The 18,253-nt window shown below is 44.9% G+C and carries 23 protein-coding genes; 13 read left to right on the top strand and 10 right to left on the bottom strand.

Annotated features, from left to right (window positions below; all coding sequences use genetic code 11):
* Positions 1-56: 56 nt before the first annotated feature.
* Positions 57-1,196, top strand: coding sequence for a hypothetical protein (locus ACL934_RS09230; RefSeq protein WP_374080193.1), 1,140 nt, complete (start codon positions 57-59; stop codon positions 1,194-1,196).
* Positions 1,184-1,606: a hypothetical protein gene (locus ACL934_RS09225; RefSeq protein ID WP_374080191.1), complete on the top strand. Its 423-nt coding sequence runs from the start codon at positions 1,184-1,186 to the stop codon at positions 1,604-1,606. The genes ACL934_RS09230 and ACL934_RS09225 overlap by 13 nt, the downstream gene beginning before the upstream one ends.
* On the opposite strand, the gene ACL934_RS09220 is transcribed toward ACL934_RS09225, so the two are convergent.
* Positions 1,607-2,038, bottom strand: coding sequence for an acyl-CoA thioesterase (locus ACL934_RS09220; RefSeq protein WP_374080463.1), 432 nt, complete (start codon positions 2,036-2,038; stop codon positions 1,607-1,609).
* 125 nt (positions 2,039-2,163) lie between these two features.
* Positions 2,164-2,559, bottom strand: coding sequence for a helix-turn-helix domain-containing protein (locus tag ACL934_RS09215; RefSeq protein WP_374080189.1), 396 nt, complete (start codon positions 2,557-2,559; stop codon positions 2,164-2,166).
* A 212-nt stretch (positions 2,560-2,771) separates the two neighbouring features.
* Here ACL934_RS09215 and ACL934_RS09210 point away from each other — a divergent pair, with 212 nt between their 5' ends.
* Genes ACL934_RS09210 through ACL934_RS09200 form a run of 3 tightly spaced genes read left to right on the top strand, consistent with a single transcriptional unit; the run spans position 2,772 to position 5,101 of the window.
* Complete coding sequence (locus tag ACL934_RS09210) at positions 2,772-3,197, top strand: response regulator (protein ID WP_413613409.1); 426 nt, start codon at positions 2,772-2,774, stop codon at positions 3,195-3,197.
* A 24-nt stretch (positions 3,198-3,221) separates the two neighbouring features.
* A complete protein-coding gene (locus ACL934_RS09205) occupies positions 3,222-3,719 on the top strand; it encodes a chemotaxis protein CheX (RefSeq protein ID WP_374080187.1) in 498 nt (165 codons plus the stop codon).
* A 2-nt stretch (positions 3,720-3,721) separates the two neighbouring features.
* Positions 3,722-5,101, top strand: coding sequence for an HD-GYP domain-containing protein (locus ACL934_RS09200; protein ID WP_413613408.1), 1,380 nt, complete (start codon positions 3,722-3,724; stop codon positions 5,099-5,101).
* Here the strand turns inward: ACL934_RS09200 and ACL934_RS09195 are convergent.
* The 3 genes from ACL934_RS09195 to ACL934_RS09185 all read right to left on the bottom strand — a co-directional run bounded on the left by ACL934_RS09195 (position 5,098) and on the right by ACL934_RS09185 (position 7,448).
* Positions 5,098-5,472 carry a hypothetical protein gene (locus ACL934_RS09195; protein ID WP_413613407.1) on the bottom strand — a complete coding sequence of 125 codons (375 nt, stop codon included), beginning with the start codon at positions 5,470-5,472 and terminating at the stop codon, positions 5,098-5,100. The two genes, ACL934_RS09200 and ACL934_RS09195, sit on opposite strands and share 4 nt — an antisense overlap.
* Positions 5,473-5,635: 163 nt before the next feature.
* On the bottom strand, positions 5,636-6,247 hold the full coding sequence (locus ACL934_RS09190) for an RDD family protein (protein ID WP_413613406.1): 612 nt from the start codon (positions 6,245-6,247) through the stop codon (positions 5,636-5,638).
* The gene (locus tag ACL934_RS09185) at positions 6,240-7,448 is read right to left on the bottom strand and encodes a CCA tRNA nucleotidyltransferase (protein ID WP_413613405.1); all 1,209 of its coding nucleotides are present in this window, start codon (positions 7,446-7,448) and stop codon (positions 6,240-6,242) included. Before ACL934_RS09185 ends, ACL934_RS09190 begins: the two co-directional genes overlap by 8 nt.
* Positions 7,449-7,493: 45 nt before the next feature.
* Here ACL934_RS09185 and queG point away from each other — a divergent pair, with 45 nt between their 5' ends.
* Positions 7,494-8,543: a tRNA epoxyqueuosine(34) reductase QueG gene (queG, locus tag ACL934_RS09180; protein WP_413613404.1), complete on the top strand. Its 1,050-nt coding sequence runs from the start codon at positions 7,494-7,496 to the stop codon at positions 8,541-8,543.
* Here the strand turns inward: queG and ACL934_RS09175 are convergent.
* On the bottom strand, positions 8,532-9,014 hold the full coding sequence (locus tag ACL934_RS09175) for a hypothetical protein (RefSeq protein ID WP_413613403.1): 483 nt from the start codon (positions 9,012-9,014) through the stop codon (positions 8,532-8,534). The two genes, queG and ACL934_RS09175, sit on opposite strands and share 12 nt — an antisense overlap.
* Before the next feature lie 68 nt (positions 9,015-9,082).
* Here ACL934_RS09175 and ACL934_RS09170 point away from each other — a divergent pair, with 68 nt between their 5' ends.
* Positions 9,083-10,009, top strand: coding sequence for an HD-GYP domain-containing protein (locus ACL934_RS09170; RefSeq protein WP_374080173.1), 927 nt, complete (start codon positions 9,083-9,085; stop codon positions 10,007-10,009).
* A 185-nt stretch (positions 10,010-10,194) separates the two neighbouring features.
* Complete coding sequence (locus ACL934_RS09165; protein ID WP_413613402.1) at positions 10,195-10,653, top strand: hypothetical protein; 459 nt, start codon at positions 10,195-10,197, stop codon at positions 10,651-10,653.
* Positions 10,654-10,705: 52 nt separating this feature from the next.
* Here ACL934_RS09165 and ACL934_RS09160 read toward each other — a convergent pair whose 3' ends face one another.
* Together ACL934_RS09160 and ACL934_RS09155 are read right to left on the bottom strand one after the other, a co-directional pair.
* The gene (locus ACL934_RS09160) at positions 10,706-11,236 is read right to left on the bottom strand and encodes a hypothetical protein (RefSeq protein WP_413613401.1); all 531 of its coding nucleotides are present in this window, start codon (positions 11,234-11,236) and stop codon (positions 10,706-10,708) included.
* A gap of 39 nt (positions 11,237-11,275) precedes the next feature.
* Complete coding sequence (locus ACL934_RS09155; protein WP_413613400.1) at positions 11,276-12,121, bottom strand: hypothetical protein; 846 nt, start codon at positions 12,119-12,121, stop codon at positions 11,276-11,278.
* A gap of 41 nt (positions 12,122-12,162) precedes the next feature.
* Between ACL934_RS09155 and ACL934_RS09150 the strand changes: the two genes are divergently transcribed.
* Genes ACL934_RS09150 through ACL934_RS09130 form a run of 5 tightly spaced genes read left to right on the top strand, consistent with a single transcriptional unit; the run spans position 12,163 to position 16,574 of the window.
* On the top strand, positions 12,163-12,882 hold the full coding sequence (locus ACL934_RS09150) for a creatininase family protein (protein ID WP_413613399.1): 720 nt from the start codon (positions 12,163-12,165) through the stop codon (positions 12,880-12,882).
* A 44-nt stretch (positions 12,883-12,926) separates the two neighbouring features.
* On the top strand, positions 12,927-13,511 hold the full coding sequence (locus ACL934_RS09145; RefSeq protein WP_413613398.1) for a hypothetical protein: 585 nt from the start codon (positions 12,927-12,929) through the stop codon (positions 13,509-13,511).
* Complete coding sequence (locus tag ACL934_RS09140; RefSeq protein WP_413613397.1) at positions 13,511-14,470, top strand: formimidoylglutamase; 960 nt, start codon at positions 13,511-13,513, stop codon at positions 14,468-14,470. Before ACL934_RS09145 ends, ACL934_RS09140 begins: the two co-directional genes overlap by 1 nt.
* 2 nt (positions 14,471-14,472) lie before the next feature.
* Positions 14,473-15,498 carry a threonine aldolase family protein gene (locus ACL934_RS09135; protein WP_413613396.1) on the top strand — a complete coding sequence of 342 codons (1,026 nt, stop codon included), beginning with the start codon at positions 14,473-14,475 and terminating at the stop codon, positions 15,496-15,498.
* Complete coding sequence (locus ACL934_RS09130) at positions 15,495-16,574, top strand: tryptophan 2,3-dioxygenase family protein (RefSeq protein ID WP_374080161.1); 1,080 nt, start codon at positions 15,495-15,497, stop codon at positions 16,572-16,574. The genes ACL934_RS09135 and ACL934_RS09130 overlap by 4 nt, the downstream gene beginning before the upstream one ends.
* 39 nt (positions 16,575-16,613) lie before the next feature.
* Here the strand turns inward: ACL934_RS09130 and ACL934_RS09125 are convergent, their stop codons facing one another.
* Positions 16,614-17,087: a peroxiredoxin gene (locus ACL934_RS09125; RefSeq protein WP_413613395.1), complete on the bottom strand. Its 474-nt coding sequence runs from the start codon at positions 17,085-17,087 to the stop codon at positions 16,614-16,616.
* A complete protein-coding gene (locus tag ACL934_RS09120; RefSeq protein WP_413613394.1) occupies positions 17,077-18,108 on the bottom strand; it encodes a hypothetical protein in 1,032 nt (343 codons plus the stop codon). The genes ACL934_RS09125 and ACL934_RS09120 overlap by 11 nt, the downstream gene beginning before the upstream one ends.
* Positions 18,109-18,253: the final 145 nt, after the last annotated feature.

The following is an 18,253-nucleotide window of genomic DNA, read 5'->3' as shown; positions in this document are numbered from 1 at the left end:
TTGGTTTTTGCTGAATTCTTCCTTAATCTCCGAACAATCTCACCGATAAGACCAAGGTGAGACAATTCTTATCTATTCTCATTTTTAGCACTTTGTTCATCGCCCCTGGGATTTCCTCAGCTCAATATCTTTGCGTCAATGATAAGAGCGGAAGAAAAGGCGCACAAAACCAGGACATCAATAGATCTTTGGATGCCGCACGAGATCCCCTGACAATTGCGTTTACTCGCAGTCGGAATTCTCTAGCCACTACAAAAGAGTGCATCGCCACAGCCAACACTCAATCAACAGGATTATCTGGTGATTTTATAGATTCCTTAGGAAAAGTACTTTCTCACGACGCCAGAACAAAGCAGATCAAGAAAGAATGCATTGAAGCCTCTCTTCAGCGCGAACCGGGTAATGAAGGCTATAGCTGCAATGGAGATGAAAGAAAGAAATTTGAAAACTACGGTCGAAGCACTCCTTGTCTTAATCAAAAGACCGTGGACTTCATTCACTTCTCTGTAAATCAAGCCATCAACTGCATGTCGACAGGGCGAGGCGCGATTGACCCGCGTTTTATTCTTAAGAAGCTCAACAACGAAACAGCGTTTAACTTTTACCTCGCCTACTCTGGCGGAAAAGGTATTGGCCAACTCACTTCAGATCCCGTTGATGAAATCGCGGGTTGGTATAAAGGCAAAAAGTTTATCGAAGGAAATGCCTTTCATATTCTTGAAGATCTTATGGATAGCACAAATCCGTCTTGCGCTCCTTTCAGGGAAATTATGAAGGGTGATCTTAAAAGACCACCACCAAGCCCTGGTGCCCCAAGAAACTACTGCGATTGGATTCGCCCAGGTGATGGTGTTGCGAGAAATCTTATTTACTCATTAGGTTACTACATTCACATGCGCGACAACGTAATTAGACCCAGCCTCGAAGCGCGCTCAAAAAAACTGGCGAAAAACAGCGATATCGTGAACTATCTCACACTCGCCGCCTACGGTCCCGATGGCCCGGCAGGAGCCAAGTCCTTAATTCGCCGTCTGCGCCTCAGTGACAGCACGGGAATCATCGATGCCAAATCAAAAATTATCAGTGGAGATCCTTACGTCAAACAAACGGAAAAGAAGTTTGTTGAAGAGCTTCTTCCCGCAATCAAAGCCAACCCAACAGAAGCAGATAAAAAAGGTGACATATGCCTACAGTAATTTTCTTACTGAGCCTTATCACCTTTTCATTTGCCCACGCTGACTTAAAAAAGGTCACGGACTTTTATAAGGAATCAGAAACTTCTTACCAAAAAGCTCTTAAAGAAAAGACTTCTTCTAAAAAAGCAGTTTACTTGAAAGACTTAAAGAAATCCTTTGAGAACACATTGAACGAATACGAAAAGAAGAATCCAAAAAAAGGAAACGATCAAGAGAATGAAGTTTCTCTTCTTTACTACACCCTTGAACCCGTGTTTGAACTTGCGGAGCTGCCTAAGATTTCTGAAAAAGACTGCGATAAAAAAGAGATGACTGTGCGCTCTCACGCAAGCCTTGGAAAACCTGAAGGCACAAAGTTAAGTCTTCGCGCCTTAGAAGCCCTTCGTTGGATCGAAGTTCTTTGCAAATAACTATTTAGATTTATTCTGAAGACGAATTTCTCTGCGTTTTTTTGCTTGTTCAAAACGACGTTTATCATCGTCTGTCTCAAGCGCCAAAGCAGGAACTTCGGAAGGTTTACCTGTGGAACCCAAAGCCACGAAAGTACAATAGGCCGAAGCTGTGTGGAAAGTTTCTCCCGTTTTAGGATTTTCAGCGTCCACGCGAACTCCGACTTCCATGGAAGTTCGGGAAGCATAGTTCACACTCGCCTTCAAATTCACAACCCAGCCTTTATAGACCGGAGCCACGAAATCGAGACGGTCAATACTTGCCGTAACAACTTCTTTATTTGAATGTCTTTGAGCTGCGATCGCGGCGGCGATATCGATCCAGGACATGATCGTGCCACCGAAAACACTTCCCAAGGAATTGGTATGGGAAGGAAGAACCAATTGAGTCATGATAACTTGCGATGCCGAAACTGGTTTTGAGTCTTTCACGCTGATAGGACCTTTCCAAAAAACAAAACGCAGGAGATCAGACCAAAGTCCTCACATCCTGCGTCTTAAGCCCTAATCAATAAAGATTAGATGCCACCCATACCGATATCGGAATTACCACCACGGTTCAATCCGCTACCAGGAAGAGTTGTTGTACCACCTGCAACAGTCGCAGATCCTGCTGGGATCGTCTGAGTTGCATTGTTATTGAATGCAGTCGCTGCTGCTGCATTTTGATTGTTGTTTTCAGCGCGTACTTCACTCTCAACAAAGCCGAGGTGAGGCAAGCACCATACAATCAACTGCGCACGAGACTTAACATTCATTTTTTTATAAATGTTTGTGAGGTGAAATTTTACTGTTTTTTCAGTAACAAAAAGCTGATTCGCAACTTCCTTGTTGGACAAGCCCTTTGAAACAAGTTCAGCAACTTCTGCCTCTCTGTTTGAAAGACCTTTTTGAATGAGGACATCTCTGAGCATCCTTGCTCCCTCCCGCTAAATTGTTTTTGTTTTAAAAACTTCTGTCTAAACCTTTTACGCCACCTAGGACTCATGTCCAAATGTAGCACGACCACCTGTAATAAAGTCTGACAACAATTTTAGGAATTCGCAATAGGTTTGGACTCTAGTTTTAAAAAACTAGACCGATAAGCATGAGGATTTTACATGCTTTTACCTTTTCAGGAGATATTATGTTTCCCACAAATACAAAGTTTTTGGTCGTTGATGACTTCGCAACTATGCGAAAAATCATAAAAAAAGTGCTAAATGAGCTTGGTTATACCAACGTCGAGGAAGCCGATGATGGTAAAACAGCCCTCCCTATGATTCAGGCCGCTCATGATGCAGGCCAGCCTTATGGCTTTGTAATCTCCGATTGGAATATGCCAGGCATGCAGGGTATCGACCTTTTGAAGGCCTGCAAGGCAGACCCCCGCTTTAAGTCTGTTCCTTTTATGCTTGTGACAGCAGAGTCTGAGCAAAAACACATTCTTGAAGCCGCTAAAGCCGGAGTTTCCGACTACGTTGTTAAGCCATTCAATTCAGCGACTTTGAAGGGCAAAATGGAACGCGTCTGGGCAAAACACAATCCTGCAGCACAACCTAAGGCTTCATAAGAAGTCTATTTGACGGAGATTTAAATGTCAGCGGCACCAGTTCAAGCTCTCAATCCACTTTTCGATAAACGTCTTATCAATGCGTTTGTTGACGGGGTTATTAAAACATTAAAAACAATGGCTCAAACCGACGCCTCTCCAGGCAAGCCTTTCATCGAACCTCAGTTCGTTTTGAAAGGTGAAATTGCGGGAATGGTGGGCATGGTTGCACCACCACTTAAGGGAACTCTTTTGATCTCTTATGGTAAAGACAGCATCTTCCATATTCTTGAGAATATGCTGGGTGAAAAGCACACTCAGATCAATAGCGAGGTTTCAGACGCCGTCGGCGAAATGACGAATATGATTTACGGTTCCGCTAAGACGACTTTGAACCAAATGGGGTACAACTTCGAGATGGCGATTCCTACAGTTATTTCTGGTGACTTCAAGATCAGTCACGCAGACAAAGCTGCCACCCTCGTCATTCCGTTTAACTTGACGAATGGCTCCACCTTCTACGTGGAGATCACGGTACACTAGAAATGAAAACCACTTCAGGTCGAACTGTTGACGTTCTTATTGGGAGTCCTCGGGACTCCTTCTGGGAATCCGTCAAAGTCATCCTGAAGGGGTATTATCCGTACCAGCTAAAACACTTCCGCAACTTCGACGAAGTCCTTGAAAATTCCGAACCTAACTTCAGCCCCATTCTCGCACTGATTGATGGACAAGATGGCACCGCTCAAACCAATGAGTGGGTTCAATCGACAAAGATGAACTATCCTGATTGCCATATCATCGTTCTTCATTCCGCCGCAGCACCTTTAGACTTCAATGTCGTAAAGAAAAATGGCGCTGACGAGGTGATGCATATCAACTTCGACAGAGAGTTCATCTCGGACATGGTTTTACAACTCGCTCCTATAGAAATGGAGGGCGACAACATCCCCATCACGGCCCTCATGCCGGTGGATTTACGCGACATGGAAGCGCAGATGAGTATTAACTTTGATGTCTACGCTCATCTGCCGGCCAATCATCGCTCTATTCTGCTGCGAAAAACCGGCGACTGTGTCGACGACCGCCAGCTTGAAAAATTCAAAACCATGAAACAACAGATGTATATCAAGAAGACCCAAATGAAGGCCTTTTTTGAATACGCCCGCACAGTGATGAGTTTACGCAACATCCCTCTGCCCGTCTCGATGACCGAGAAGTTTCATCGTTCAAAAAAATCTATCCATGAAATCATGGCGCAGTTTTTAAATGGAGCCGCAACGGATTATCAAGAGGGAAAACTGATCTACGATAAATGTAAAAACATCGTCGCCGATTTTGAATTGGTTAAAGATCTTTCAGCCCAAGAAATTTTTGATGAGATCTTTCGCTTTACGGGGAACACCCGAACGCTCTATCATGACTGCATTTGCTTGTCCGCTTATGGCGCTTACTTCGCCCAGCTTTTAGGATGGAATCAGGAAAAAAGAGAAAGTGCGGCAATTGCAGGTCTTCTGCACAATATCGGCCTCGCGCAACTGCCTGCATCTGTCGGCGATAAAAATCCCAAAAACTACACTCCGGAAGAGCTTTCCGAATATGCTCTCTATCCCGACCGCTCTGTGATTATGGTGAAAGGAAAAAAAGTCCCCTTAACACCCGAAATTTCCGAAGCTATCGGCCAGCACCGCGAAAATGGCGCTGGCACGGGATTTCCTAAAAAACTTACTACGGCTGATTTATCTGAGATGGGAAAACTCATGGGCCTTGCTTATAGTTTTCATGAGATGACCGCTCTTAAAGACAATCAACAAGCGTTAACAGCCACTCAGGCGATTCAAAACCTGCGCGACTGCGCTCTGAACGGCAATGGTGAGTTCGATTTGATCCTCACCACGCAGATTTTCAAAAAGTGGAAAGCTTAGCGGATTTCTAGAATAATTCTGTCTATTTGCTTCACGTAGTTCTTATACTGTGCTCTCACAACACTGCAGCTATTGGCTCCCAATTCCATACCAATGACGATGCACATGCGCCCTTCCGTTGTGTTAGTCGTATACTCAATACCCTGAAGGAGGGGGTGCAACTTGGCTTTTGATTCTTTAGGAATCAGGTGGCTGTACTGGACGATCACATTCAGGCGAGCCGTTACGCCATCTGTTGAACTTGCACTCATACCAAATTCTTCCATCGCTTCACGGTAAGTGCGTTGAAACTCCTCAAGCTCTGTCATTCCATGGCTAAGTGAAGAAAAGCCCAAGATAGACATCATGATCGTTAGGATGATCTTTTTCATAAATTTACTCCTCATTCTTGTTTTTAGGTTTTTAATAACCTTGCAAACGCAAAGTAACCGCACATTCTCTTTTTCACAAGAATGAGAACACCTGCATGTACTCTAGAAAGGATCCCCTAGAAGTTCTGCGTTTGTTCACAAAGAGTAAACGAATTTGGTAGGCTTAAAGGTCTTCGTATTCTTCCATCATTTCAGAGACGGAGTCAGAGTCTACGAGCGCGCGAAGATCTATTTCATGATTTTCCCAATCAATAGTTTGCAGGGTACTTCTAGCCGAGTGCATGCCATCGTAGACATAGAAAATAATCAACAAGGCTCCAAGAAACCAACGGATGTCGGCTCTTTTGGGGCGCGGAGTGAACTGCACGACACGAGTTTCGGCAACCCAATCTGCCACATGGGTCCGGTCGTAGCGAAAGAAGGCCGCCGCATAAATAGCCCATGAAAAGAACAAAGAAAGACGTTCCGTCAAAGGGCGAAGCACACACTGACTCCAGTGCAACTTTTCTGCGGGATTTGAAAAGGGCACGACTTTTAAACCCATCAACCATTTTCCGGGAGTCGCCTGCATTAAAACCAAGAATACAAATTCATAAATAGCAGGAATCAGGAAAAGCACCAACAAATGACCCAAAGAAATTCTCACTTCATCATCTGTAAACGCCAAAGTAAAAAAGGCTTTCCCGAAGGGAATATAAAACACGATGCGAATCAAAGAATCCACAGCTTGGGCCGTTAAACGTCTCCAAGTACTAGGAACATAAATATTATCCATGAGAATCACTTTCTAAATACTTTTGTAACCACAAAAGCGCTTCGTCGCGCGTTTGCAGTTTGCGCTCCAACTGCTGTTCAAACGCCTCTGCCAAACACGCACCGATGGCTTTGCCCACCAGTTTCCCCTTAAGATCTTCCCCCGTCAGCAACGGTTTGGGCAGTTGATTTTGCCAAAGCTGCCATTCTTTAAAGAGATCTTTTACTTGCGAAGTCCAAATACTTCCTTCAAGCATTAAAACTTGTAAAGCCCAGTGAGAGCCTTCTTCAGGAAGCCTTTGCAGTTTTTTTCCCATATTCATAGCGAAAAAATCTTCTGGTTTCTCCCAAAGCGCCCAGGCTTTTTCAATCCCTCGCTGCTCTTTGGTGGAAAGTTTTAATAACTGAACCGAGGATTCCAACTCTTCAAGTTTGGCATTTCTAAAAAAGAGAGCCAGAGTTTGCCAGACTTCTTTCGCGCCATAACTCCCCGGCCATTCATTATCACGCAGGCGAAACGAGAACAAAAGAGCCATAAGCCCCGTTGCAATCATCACTTCCAAACCCTTCGAGACCGCTTTCGCTTTTAAAAGCTTTCCCATCTCGTCGCGAAGGCGTTCGCCACTCACCGTCTTTACAAGAGGAGCCATCACTTTGATAGCCTCAAAGGTTTCAGCTTCCAAAACAAAATCCAATTGGGCCACAAAACGAGCCGCACGCAAAAGGCGCAAATGATCTTCTTCAAAACGCCTTTCCGCCTCTCCCACGGTGCGCAAGACGGCATTGCGCAGATCCGCCTCCCCTTGCACAAAATCCAAAACTTTTTGCGTGGCCAGATCATAAAAAAGAGCATTCACTGTGAAGTCGCGACGTTGAGCATCTTGTTCTGGCGAAGAAAAATGCACTCCCTCGGGACGACGCCCGTCTTTGTAGGTTCCGTCTGTGCGGAAGGTCGCAACCTCAATATCCGCACCATCAATCAGAACTCTCATAACGCCGAAAACTTTGCCAACATTCACGGTTTTTTCAAAAAGGCCTTCAATTTGATCCGGAGTCGCATCTGTCGCCACATCCAAATCATTGGCCATAATCCCCAAAAGAGCATCGCGCACACAGCCTCCGGCCAAAAAGGCCTTGTAGCCATGGGCTTGCAGTCTGTGGTAAATTGCTTCCACAGCCGACCAATGAGGGTGAGATTTGAGCAGTCTTTGAACTTGCGGCATCCCCTTCAGTGTAGAAAAAGACTGGGACGAAAGAAAGAGTTTTGCGTGACGCCACAGGAGATGAAGTCTCTTATTGATGAAACACTTGAAGATTTGGGATTTTCCCATTTCGGTTTCACGTCTTTAAGCAAACCTTTAAGTTTTGAGTTTTATAAAGAATGGCTCAATCAGGGACTGCATGGAGACATGAAATACCTGGAAGACCATGCCCCCATCAAAGAAGATCCCCGTAGCAAATGGCCTCGAGCCCAAAGCGCGCTAGTGTTTGCAATCCCCTACTTCCCGCATCCCGAGAAAAAACAAGATTTCCCATTAAAGCAAGCTCGCGTGAGTCTTTATGCACAGGGAATGGATTACCATTTTTGGTTTAAAGAACGTATGGCAAGTCTTTGCAAAAAATTGCAGGAACTGATGCCAAATGAAGAATTTCTTCCTTTTACTGATAGCAGTCCAGTATTAGAAAGAGATTTGGCCAAGCGTGCGGGGCTGGGATGGGTTGGAAAAAACACCTGCCTTATTCATCCAAAAAAAGGCAGTTTGTTTTTTATCGGCGAGATCTACACTTCTTTGAAACTGCAAACCGAAGTGGCCCCCCTGCCGGATTTTTGCGGCACTTGCACACGCTGTATTGATATTTGTCCCACAGGAGCTTTGTTAGAACCGCGCAAAATGGATGCTCGGAAGTGCATTTCTTACCTCACCATTGAATCACGCCAAGTGCCTCCGGAAAATCTGCGAGAAAAAATAGGCGATTGGTTTTTTGGCTGTGACCTTTGTCAAACTGTCTGCCCTTGGAATCAGAAGATTTTTAAAGGCCAGCTTTCTATTGAACAAAATTTAAATCTTTCAAAAGAAAGTGAAGACCTTCTGATTGAAGATCTTCGTTATATTCTTTCAGCCTCTGGAAAAAAAATAGGGCGGGTTTTTTTAGGAACCCCTTTAGCCCGCGCAGGGTCATTTGGTCTTAAACGAAATGCTTTGATCGTGGTCGCGAATAAAAAAATCAAATCCCTCAAAGAAGAAGTCACGGCTCTTTTAGAACACGACAAGCTCGGTGAACTTGCGGCGTGGACCTTGGATCGCCTAAAGTCCTAGTTTTTTGAGAAGATCGTCGATTTCGGATTGTTTCAACTTTTGAGGTGCTGTGCCCGTACCAACGCTCATGCTATAAGCTTCGCTGAACTGATTCGACACCCAACGCAAACGTTCGATAAAAGCTTGCGGAATGGTTTCTTTAAGAAGTTTTCCATCTTTGTGAATGTTGTTTAGCAACGCGCTTAAAGTTTCTGTGGCATCAAGAAGCAGAGCCACACACACATCATAAAACTGCTCGTTATCAGTGATTTGCGAGGCCTTGTAACCAACAGCCTTACACAAAGCCGCATAGTCCGAAATCATGTGAAGCGCATGATCCGGCGGCGCCATCATTGCCAAACTTTTTGCGCCACCCATGATGCGATCGACATTGTTTCCGTAATCAGCTAATTTTTGAACCTGAGAAAAGTCACCTTCAATACTTTCGAGAAGGTCTATCAACTCTTCAATTAAGGACTTTGACTCGTTCACAAAATCTTCTACAATTTCTTTATCAATCGACATGAACTCAAGATAACAAACCGAAGGACACTGAGGCAATGGATTATGTTTCTATTCGTGTAAGCACCCTGCGCGGAGATCAAAAGATCGACTTCAATGCTTACGTTAAGATCAATGAGAAAATGATACTCTACCTTCGTCGCGGCGATAGTTTTGAAGGCGAACGTTTGAAGCGCCTTAAGGACAAAAAACTTCGCAAAATGTACATCCTCACTGACGAGGAAAATAGCTATCGCAGTTATCTTCAAAAAAATATCGAAACAGCTTACGACGACTCCTCCAGTAAAGATATTCAAACGCGTGCCGAAATCATTCAGGGCTCACAACAGAACAACGCCGAAGAAGTTTTTGAAAACCCTGACAATGTAGAGTCCTACAACTACGCCAAAGACGCTGCTGGGAAATACGTGAATTTTATCATGAGCAACGCCCAAGCGATGTCTTCCATTATGAGCATGGAAAATACGGATAAAAATATCGCCCATCATGGTGTAACTGTTGCCACACTTTCCATCGCTTTAGCACAGAAGCTGGGAGTCAATGATCCTAAGAAAACTCAACTTCTTACTTTGGGCGCTATTCTTCACGACTACGGTCATCACAATTCAACTTTGAACTTAAACCAACCTCTCGACGCCATGAGCGCGGAAGACAAAGCCCTGTGGAATAAACACCCTTCAGACGGCGCTACAAAAGTTCAAGACAAGAAGCATTTTGATCAGGCCGTAATCAATATTATCTCCCAACACGAAGAAACCATTAACGGCGCCGGGCCCAAAGGTCTTCGTGAAAAAGATTTAGATCCTCTTGCGATCATTGTGTCCTCTGCCAATGCCATGGATCGCCTGATCACGTTTGAAGGTATTCCAAAAGCGGAAGCCGCAAAAAAGATGATGATCGACCACGTCGGCAAACATCCTCTGCAACACATTCAAATGCTCAACGATATTCTTAAGGGTCTCTAGTTCGCGTTCACCGTCTGTGAACAAATAGAAAAGCGTTAATCACAGCGTAAATAATCGGCATACCAGAGGGCCTATGAAGGCCCTCAAATTCATTTTTATCCAATTTAAAATCCTCTTTTCTCGGCACAGGCATTGCTATAGGGATGACTCGAGAACGGCACTTACACGCCGACAAAGGATGAAAAATGAAAACACTTAAGAACGTTTGTTGCGCCCTTTTTCTTGTTATCGGTTTTTCAAATATTGCCCAGGCGGCATCAGCAGAAATTCTGTGCGCGGGAACAGATGACGCCGGCCAAAGATTCATGCTTCAAATGAAGCCTGCATTGAGCGACCTAGGTTACATTCAAGGCGATCTTCGCAGCAAAACTGCTTCAGGTGTAAAGACGATTATTCAGAAAGCATTTCTGGGTGACGCCGACGGAAAAGATTTAAATTTCGATGATCCAACTCTGAAACGCGATCTTCACATTGTAAATAGTGACGATTCTATTTTTGTAAACATGAACAAAGTGGGTCGTCAAAAATACGAAGGGGAACTTTGCGCGCCTCATAACAACACTGTTCTGGGCGACATCGTGTTTAAGCAGAACGACTGCCTCGCGGTGACTTGTAATGCAAAAAGCTTGAGCACTGTAAAATAAAAAAGGGCTTCATCTCGAAGCCCTTTTTCTTAAAATCATTTTTAGAATTAAATTAGAAAACAAAACCGACGGTCAACATTGGCATAAGTTCGTCTTTCTTATATTTGCTGTCGTCTGTTTTCTTATATTCGATTGAACGATACGTCAGCTCAACCCCGACAACAAAAGCTCCCGTGACATTTGTGATATAACCAAAATCACCTTGAATCCCCTTGCCCTCTTTAAGATTGTCACCCAGCTCTGCAGACGCGATATAGTGTCCCATCACGAAAAATCCGTTAGCGCCGACATAACCGACAGAACCTCCCAAAGCCTTACCATCTGATGACGATCCACCCGTTTCACTATTGCGAATAGTGTATAAACCACCTAGATAGAGACCACTTCCCGTTAAATAGCCAAGTTTAATATCGTAAATACTGTTTTTAGATTCAACCTTAGTTCCATTGTCTTCATCCGTTGAGTTGTAAATAAAAGCATTCGCCAAGACCATCACGCCACTCGCACTGCCGCGAGCCTGAGCCAACGAAGCAACCATGCTTGTTGATAAAAGAACTGCGAGAGCTAAGATTTTTGTTTTCATACTCCACTCCTTGTTTCAGATCCTCGAACCTTATATCTGCTAGTTAACACAGATGAGTATAGCGTCCTGGCAGAGTGATAAATACTTTTTTTCCCACTCCATAGATGATAGTTGAGGTGTTATTTCGTCACTCAAGAGCGCCATCTGCACGAGTTGCTCTGGGGTGTACTTTCTATCCTCTTGTAATAAGTCGATGATTTTCGCTTCGTAAACATCCAGTGGTCTTTCCACCACAGTCGCTTTCTCGCTACTATAGACGAAGGCGTACATACCTTTGTCTCGCTTTAACACAGAGCTCTCTTGAGAAAAAGACACGATTTGCAGACTGGGATTTACGATGACGGAGTTTTTCTCAAGCTCCCCTAAATCAAAAGGCTGAATCTCAATCCATGCCTGCACCCACTCCCAATGGGCCACTTCCATCAGCTCAGGCTTTGCAGGGAATTTCTGACGAAGAAATCCGACGAAATAACGCCAATGATCTTGCAAAAGCCAACTGCTCCACTCCATCTCATCCAAGTACATGTCGCGGATTTTATTCACTGTGAAGCCCAAAGCTTGATGAGTCCGAGGGAAAATTTGCGGGAAGAGTTTGTGTTGCTCTTCGAGAAAATCAAAAGCGTCTTTCTTTTCTGTTTTAACAGGACGAAGCCATTGCAGGGTTCGAAGAAGCTCCGCCTCGTAGATGGAACGCACGGACTCCGGAATCATTTCTTCGTGGGTGTGCAAAATAAATTTCTTTGTTTTTTGCAACTCCGTGAGCTGATGGCGGCGCAAGGCCCCGACTCCCACAACGTCGATGTCACGCACAATAAGCGTTTCGGCCGAAGGTATTTCTTCGCGTAAAGGAAAAGAAAGCTGACAAGTTCCGTTATCAATAGACATTTATCTTTATCTTATGTGTGCTTAGAGCACTGGAGCAAGAAATGTCGATGAATCTACAAGAAAAAACGTGGCCACAAGTTGAAGAATACCTAAAAACCAAGAAACACATCATCGTTCCGGTGGGCTCCACTGAGCAACACGGCCCCACGGGTTTAATCGGCATCGACTATCTGTCCGCGTGGGAAGTAGCGAAGGCCGTGGGAGAAAAAACCAAAACCCTGGTCGCTCCCCCACTTTGTTTTGGAATGGCTGTGCACCACATGGCTTTCCCCGGCACTATTACTTTTTCTCCAGTGACTTATATCCAAGTCGTTACGGAAATCATTCAAAGCCTGGGTCGTCACGGTTTTACGAAGTTTACTTTTATCAACGGTCACGGTGGCAACATTGCTCCTCTCACTTCGGCTTTCTGCCAAGCCAAGCAGGATCAAGAAACTTACGACATCAAACTTTTCAATTGGTGGCACCTTCCTGAAGTGACCGCTTATGAAAATAAAGTCTTCGGTAACGAAAATGGTTTCCACGCCACTTGCGGAGAAATATCCGTGACGATGTTCACTCATCCGGATGCTTATAAAGATGTTCCTAAGATGGAATTCAAACCCACAAAAGATCGTCCTCACTGGCCCATGGCTCCGAAAGAATTCCGCGAGACGTTCCCAGATGGCCGCATGGGTTCAAACCCGAGTCTTTGCTCGGCAGAACACGGTAAAGTGCTGTTTAATTTAGCAGTTGACTCAATTTGTCAAAAAATGGAGTAGGAATACTATTGACCGAACTTTAGAGCCATGGAACAAGGTGGGGCATGAGATTTTTGCTTTTCGTCCTCAGCCTTGCTGTTTCATCTGTGGCTCTCTCTGTTCAACCCATTTCTGGGACCATTGAAAGAGACTCCACGGGTGTCTATTTGCGCTCAGGCGATCGCTGCCCACGCTACGTTGTTAACACAAAATCCGAAGATGCCTCTTTAAGTATTCGCAAACTTTCTTCAGGCGATACAGTCACAGCTTCAGGTCTTCTTGACGTTGAAACTTGCACTGTCGTGATCGAAAGTGTTGATTACGTAGGTCTTAGAAAAATGTTGGGTTACTGGTACAGCCAAGATGGAATCATCACAGTTCGTGATTTCGATTCTTTGAGCTTCTACCCGATCAATCTTAAAGATTTCCAAAACGGTGCAGATTACAGGACCGCTGACCCAATCAACTACCGCTACAGCGTGACACCTTCCGAGGGAAAAGAGTGGGTTGTTTTCTTGTCAGACACCACAAGCACTACCTTTGCAACTATCCAGTTCAACAAAGGCAATGCGACAATGAAGATCTACGATTCAGAAACGGGCGACGTTAAAAAAGTTCTCCGTATGTCTAAGTGGGGTAACCTGAAATAATGAACTGGCTTCATCCGATCGACAAACATCTTCTTTTCACAAAAAATGATAAAGAAGATCCTCGTCTTGGAGAATGCGTCCAGCTCTTACCTAAAGGTGATCTGCAAAAAATTTCCGAACATGAATTTGATTTTGCGATGATCGGTTTTCCCGATGATGAAGGCATTGCTTTGAACGGCGGTCGTCCCGGCGCTCAAGCAGCTCCTCGCGAGGTTCGTCTTTATCTTTATAAAATGACTCCGCACCTGGCGAGCACTCGTTTACCAAAAATTTTGGATTTAGGTGATCTGGCCGACAAAGAAAAATCCCTGGCGGATCGTCATGAAAAAGCCCGCGAAACCGCACGCACCTTGGCTCAATCCGGAAAACGCTGGATCTCTTTAGGCGGAGGCCATGACTACGGTTATTGCGATGGGGCTGGCTTCCTAGATGCCTTTAAAGACAACGCTGTCTTGATTAACTTCGATGCGCACATGGATGTCCGTCCTACTGATAAGGGATTCAACTCGGGAACTCCTTTTCACCGCGTGCTTTCGGAATTCCAAGGGCATGTGGACTTTGCTGAAGTAGGCATTCAAAATCAGTGCAACAGCCAAGCTCATATCACTTGGGCAAAAAATTACGGCGCTTCTGTTTTCACTTTAGATCAAATCAACGAAGAAGGACTTTTGCCTGTTCTTAAGAAATTTATGAAAGGCAAAGAGAAGAAAAAGGTCTTCTTAAGTATTGATATCGATGCCTTCACATCCAGTGAAGCTCCGGGCTGCAGTCAGTCTTGGACAACGGGCCTCTTTACGAAAGATTTCCTAGAAAGTTTCTTGTGGTTGAACCGCGAGTTTGATGTTCGTGGTATCGGCATCTACGAAGTCTCACCTCCTTTAGATCAAGACAATCGCACAAGCAAACTTGCGGCTCTTATTGCGCATAATTTTATTTTCACAAACCTGAACAAGGCCTGATTATGAAACGTGGATTTGGTAGCGACAATCATGCTGGAGTCCACCCGCTGATTCTAGCTTCTTTGACAAACGCCAACGTTGAACATGCTCCCGCTTACGGAACGGATGAGTGGACGGAAAAAGCCCTTGAAGAGTTCAAAAAACACTTTGGACCTCAAGCTCAGGCGTTCTTTGTATTTAACGGGACCGCTGCCAATGTTACAGCCCTGCATGCTCTGACAAAATCCTACCAAGCGATCTTCTGCTCTGACGTAGCTCACATCAATGTTGATGAGTGTGGCTCCCCGGAGTTTATGACGGGAGCCAAGTTGATTGCTCTGCCGTCTGTGAATGGGAAAATTTCTGTCGCTGAACTTGAAAAAGCTTACATTCGCCGCGGGGACCAACATTACTCTCAAGGTCAGGTGCTTTCTCTGACTCAACCCACGGAACTTGGTACGACTTACTCTCTTGAAGAACTTAAGTCTTTGATTTCCTGGGCCAAAGAAAAAAAGATGTTCGTACATATTGATGGCGCCCGTCTTTCCAATGCGGCTGCTCATTTAAAAAAGACTCTGAAGGAAATCACGGCAGATCTTGGGGTCGATGTCGTTTCCTTTGGTGGAACTAAGAATGGGCTTTTAATGGGCGAAGCCGTGGTCTTTCTTAATAAAGACCTCGCTCACGATTTTAAATACATTCGCAAACAAAGCGCCCAACTTCCTTCTAAAACACGCTTTATCGCCTGCCAATTTCAGGCGTATTTCGCAAATAACTTGTGGCAAGAGATTGCCAACCACTCTTGCGAGATGGCGATGTATATGTATCAGGCGGTTAAGGACATTCCCGGCGTGGAAGTCCGCGAGGTTCCGCAAAGCAATGCGGTCTTTGCGAAAATTCCAAGCACGTGGGTGAAACCTTTGCGCGAAAAATATTTCTTTTATGTCTGGGATGAAAATACTTTTGAATGTCGCTGGATGACTTCTTGGGATACGAAAAAGGAAGACATCGACGGCTTTGCAACAGCTTTAAAGGAGCTTTCACGATGAAATACCCTCCGGTTCACTATCACAACTATCTAGGTCTTGAAGCTTTGTTATCTGCGCAACATCCAAAGAGTCTTGAGTACGGAAAACCCGCTCACGATGAAATGCTTTTTATCACGGTTCATCAAACCTATGAACTTTGGTTTAAACAGATTCTTTTTGAATTGGATTCTGTCTTAGCAACTTTTCAAAAAGACTCCATCCCCGAAAGAGAATTAGGTGTGGCGAGTGCTCGTCTTGAGCGCATCGTGAGCGTTCTAAAACTCATCATCGGTCAAGTTGACGTTCTTGAGACGATGACTCCGATGGACTTCTTGGATTTCCGCGACATGCTTTATCCGGCATCGGGCTTTCAAAGTTTTCAGTGGCGTCTTATCGAAACCAAACTAGGTCTGCGCATGGGCGACCGCTTGGCATACAACCAAGCTCCTTTCTATAAGTCTCTGACGGAAGATCAGCAGAGTTTAATGATGAGCGTTCTAGAGTCAGAATCTCTCTTTGAATCTGTTGAAAAATGGCTGGAAAGAACTCCGTTCCTGCAAGGTGAAAATTTTAACTTCTGGGATTCGTACAAACAGGCTGTGAACAAAATGTTCCAGGACGATATGAATGTCGTACGCAATAACACACGCCTTACTGACGAAGAAAAGAAACGCGATCTCACCGGTCTTGAAAACACACTGAAAAGTTTCGACGCTCTTTTTAGCGAAGACGTCTACAACAAACTCCGCGACGAAGGCCAATATCGTTTGAGCTATAAGGCCCTGCATGCCGCGATCTTGATTCCTCTTTACCGTCATCAACCGATTTTACAAACTCCGTTCCGTATCATCCGTGCCCTTTTAGACATCGATGAAACGATGACGACCTGGCGCTACCGTCATGCGATGATGGCTCTTCGAATGTTAGGACAAAAAATCGGAACTGGTGGATCTAGCGGTCACAAGTACTTGGCTGATGCGACAGCGAAGCACAAGATCTTCGGGGATTTCTTTAATCTTACGACATTCTTCATCCCAAGTTCACAAGTGCCGCCACTGCCAGAGTCCATTGCGAAGCGAATGAACTTCAACTACTAGTTCAACTCATTAAGAGAAGCGCGTGTGAAAATACGCGCTTTATTTGAGGCCTTTGACGAATTTAAGCATCTCCGCCGCGTGACCTTCAGCTTTGATTTTACGGAATTCGCCCACTAGCTTTTGATCTTCATCAATCACAAAAGTGCTGCGCTCAATACCCATCACTTTTTTGCCGTACATGTTCTTTTCTTTGATCACATCAAAAAGTTTGCAAACTTCTTCCTCTTCATCGGAAAGAAGATGAAACTTAAAGTCGTACTTGCAGATAAATTTGTCGTGGGATTTCAAACTGTCGCGAGAAATACCAAAGACTTCGGTATTTTGTTTTTTAAACTGCGAAAGCATCTCGTTAAACTCAATACCTTCCGTCGTGCATCCCGGAGTGCTGTCTTTCGGATAAAAATACAAAACGATTTTCTTTCCTTTAAAATCAGAAAGATTGAACTCTTCACCGTTGGAAGATGGAATTTTAAAATTAGGGACTTTTTTTCCTAAAGAAATTTTAGCGGGCACGAACGCCTCCTGCTTCTGGGGTCGGTGGTTGTTGTTGCGGAGGAGCTCCCAAAGTTCCCTCTTGGGGAGGCTCTTCGATCATCTCATGGTCCTGCATCACAGGCTCCTGCTGAGTTTGTTCTCTTTGCATCATGACGTCAGGATCTACACCTTCTTGACCACGCGGTGGTGGCAAATGCAACGGCGTGATTGCAGGAGGCTCACCCCCTTCAGGCATTTCTCCCGGCACTGTGACTTGCACAGCGCCTCCCTCTGGAGGCAGAGTCATCGGTGGAGCACCTGGCGCTCTCTCTTGATCAGGAGTTGGTGTGGCCGCAGTCTTTGGTGAAGGTGTAGGAGATGGCTTCGGTGCGGGAGTCGGCTCTGGAGGATACAACTCTGTCTCTGTGACATAGATTTTTCCCTCCATCGGAACATCGGCTTCAATTTTTCTTGTGTCAGTCAGATTTTCGTAAACCTTGCCACGGAGCTTGATCAGATTGCGTCCCGCTTTTTCGTAATCGTAAACATCCAAGCGGATCATCTGCTCTTTGCTGCGATCTTGAGCCCAATCTTTACATTTGAGCTTCTGCAACTGCCCTTGCTCGGTCCCATTTAAAGTGCACTGAATGGCTTTATTTAAAACTGTCGCACCAAGACCCAAGATCTCTTCCATATTCTCAGGAAAAAAAGTGGCTTGAATCTCTTTGCTATCAGGAGCGAAGAACTGCGCAATCTTTTTCGCTTCAATCTTTTCGCTGCACTTTTCAAAAATTTCGGCCTTCTGCGGATACCCCTGAAGCCCCATCACATCGCGTTTCACCAAATAGCGATCGCAACTGAACATGGACTTATTAGTCAGCTTAATATCTTGTGAGGCCAACAAAGCTCTTTGAACTTTACCAAAAGGCGACTTCCCCACCGGCCGTCGTTCGTTCGTTAAAACCCACCATGCTTCACGATGAATGGAGTCGGCCTGTTCGAAATAACGCACGAAAACATCGAGACTTTTGTCTTTGTTCGGCGCTTCTTGCTTCGTCATGACCTTTTGAATTGGTTTTGGCGCCGCCCCGACAGGTGCAACGGGTTTTTCCTCCCTGGAAAAACACGAAACAAGGGTAAAAAAGAGTCCGCCAAGGACCCATGCATGAGCAAGCTTCATCCCTCAAGTCTTGCAAATACCTTGA

This window comes from Bdellovibrio sp. HCB-110, assembly GCF_047323225.1.
Classification (GTDB): domain Bacteria; phylum Bdellovibrionota; class Bdellovibrionia; order Bdellovibrionales; family Bdellovibrionaceae; genus Bdellovibrio.
The sequence above is the reverse complement of the archived record's forward strand: the minus strand, read 5'-3'. Positions and strand labels throughout refer to the sequence as shown.

Bases quoted from the DNA above. Each gene is read 5' to 3' on its own strand.
- ACL934_RS09195 (WP_413613407.1), bottom strand. From the start codon at position 5,472: ATGAAAAAGATCATCCTAACGATCATGATGTCTATCTTGGGCTTTTCT.
- ACL934_RS09170 (WP_374080173.1), top strand. From the start codon at position 9,083: ATGGATTATGTTTCTATTCGTGTAAGCACCCTGCGCGGAGATCAAAAG.
- ACL934_RS09200 (WP_413613408.1), top strand. From the start codon at position 3,722: ATGAAAACCACTTCAGGTCGAACTGTTGACGTTCTTATTGGGAGTCCT.
- ACL934_RS09210 (WP_413613409.1), top strand. From the start codon at position 2,772: ATGTTTCCCACAAATACAAAGTTTTTGGTCGTTGATGACTTCGCAACT.
- ACL934_RS09215 (WP_374080189.1), bottom strand. From the start codon at position 2,559: ATGCTCAGAGATGTCCTCATTCAAAAAGGTCTTTCAAACAGAGAGGCA.
- ACL934_RS09135 (WP_413613396.1), top strand. From the start codon at position 14,473: ATGAAACGTGGATTTGGTAGCGACAATCATGCTGGAGTCCACCCGCTG.
- ACL934_RS09205 (WP_374080187.1), top strand. From the start codon at position 3,222: ATGTCAGCGGCACCAGTTCAAGCTCTCAATCCACTTTTCGATAAACGT.
- ACL934_RS09145 (WP_413613398.1), top strand. From the start codon at position 12,927: ATGAGATTTTTGCTTTTCGTCCTCAGCCTTGCTGTTTCATCTGTGGCT.
- ACL934_RS09150 (WP_413613399.1), top strand. From the start codon at position 12,163: ATGTCGATGAATCTACAAGAAAAAACGTGGCCACAAGTTGAAGAATAC.
- ACL934_RS09140 (WP_413613397.1), top strand. From the start codon at position 13,511: ATGAACTGGCTTCATCCGATCGACAAACATCTTCTTTTCACAAAAAAT.
- ACL934_RS09165 (WP_413613402.1), top strand. From the start codon at position 10,195: ATGAAAACACTTAAGAACGTTTGTTGCGCCCTTTTTCTTGTTATCGGT.
- ACL934_RS09185 (WP_413613405.1), bottom strand. From the start codon at position 7,448: ATGCCGCAAGTTCAAAGACTGCTCAAATCTCACCCTCATTGGTCGGCT.
- ACL934_RS09130 (WP_374080161.1), top strand. From the start codon at position 15,495: ATGAAATACCCTCCGGTTCACTATCACAACTATCTAGGTCTTGAAGCT.
- ACL934_RS09120 (WP_413613394.1), bottom strand. From the start codon at position 18,108: ATGACGAAGCAAGAAGCGCCGAACAAAGACAAAAGTCTCGATGTTTTC.
- ACL934_RS09190 (WP_413613406.1), bottom strand. From the start codon at position 6,247: ATGGATAATATTTATGTTCCTAGTACTTGGAGACGTTTAACGGCCCAA.
- ACL934_RS09220 (WP_374080463.1), bottom strand. From the start codon at position 2,038: ATGACTCAATTGGTTCTTCCTTCCCATACCAATTCCTTGGGAAGTGTT.
- ACL934_RS09160 (WP_413613401.1), bottom strand. From the start codon at position 11,236: ATGAAAACAAAAATCTTAGCTCTCGCAGTTCTTTTATCAACAAGCATG.
- ACL934_RS09155 (WP_413613400.1), bottom strand. From the start codon at position 12,121: ATGTCTATTGATAACGGAACTTGTCAGCTTTCTTTTCCTTTACGCGAA.
- ACL934_RS09225 (WP_374080191.1), top strand. From the start codon at position 1,184: ATGCCTACAGTAATTTTCTTACTGAGCCTTATCACCTTTTCATTTGCC.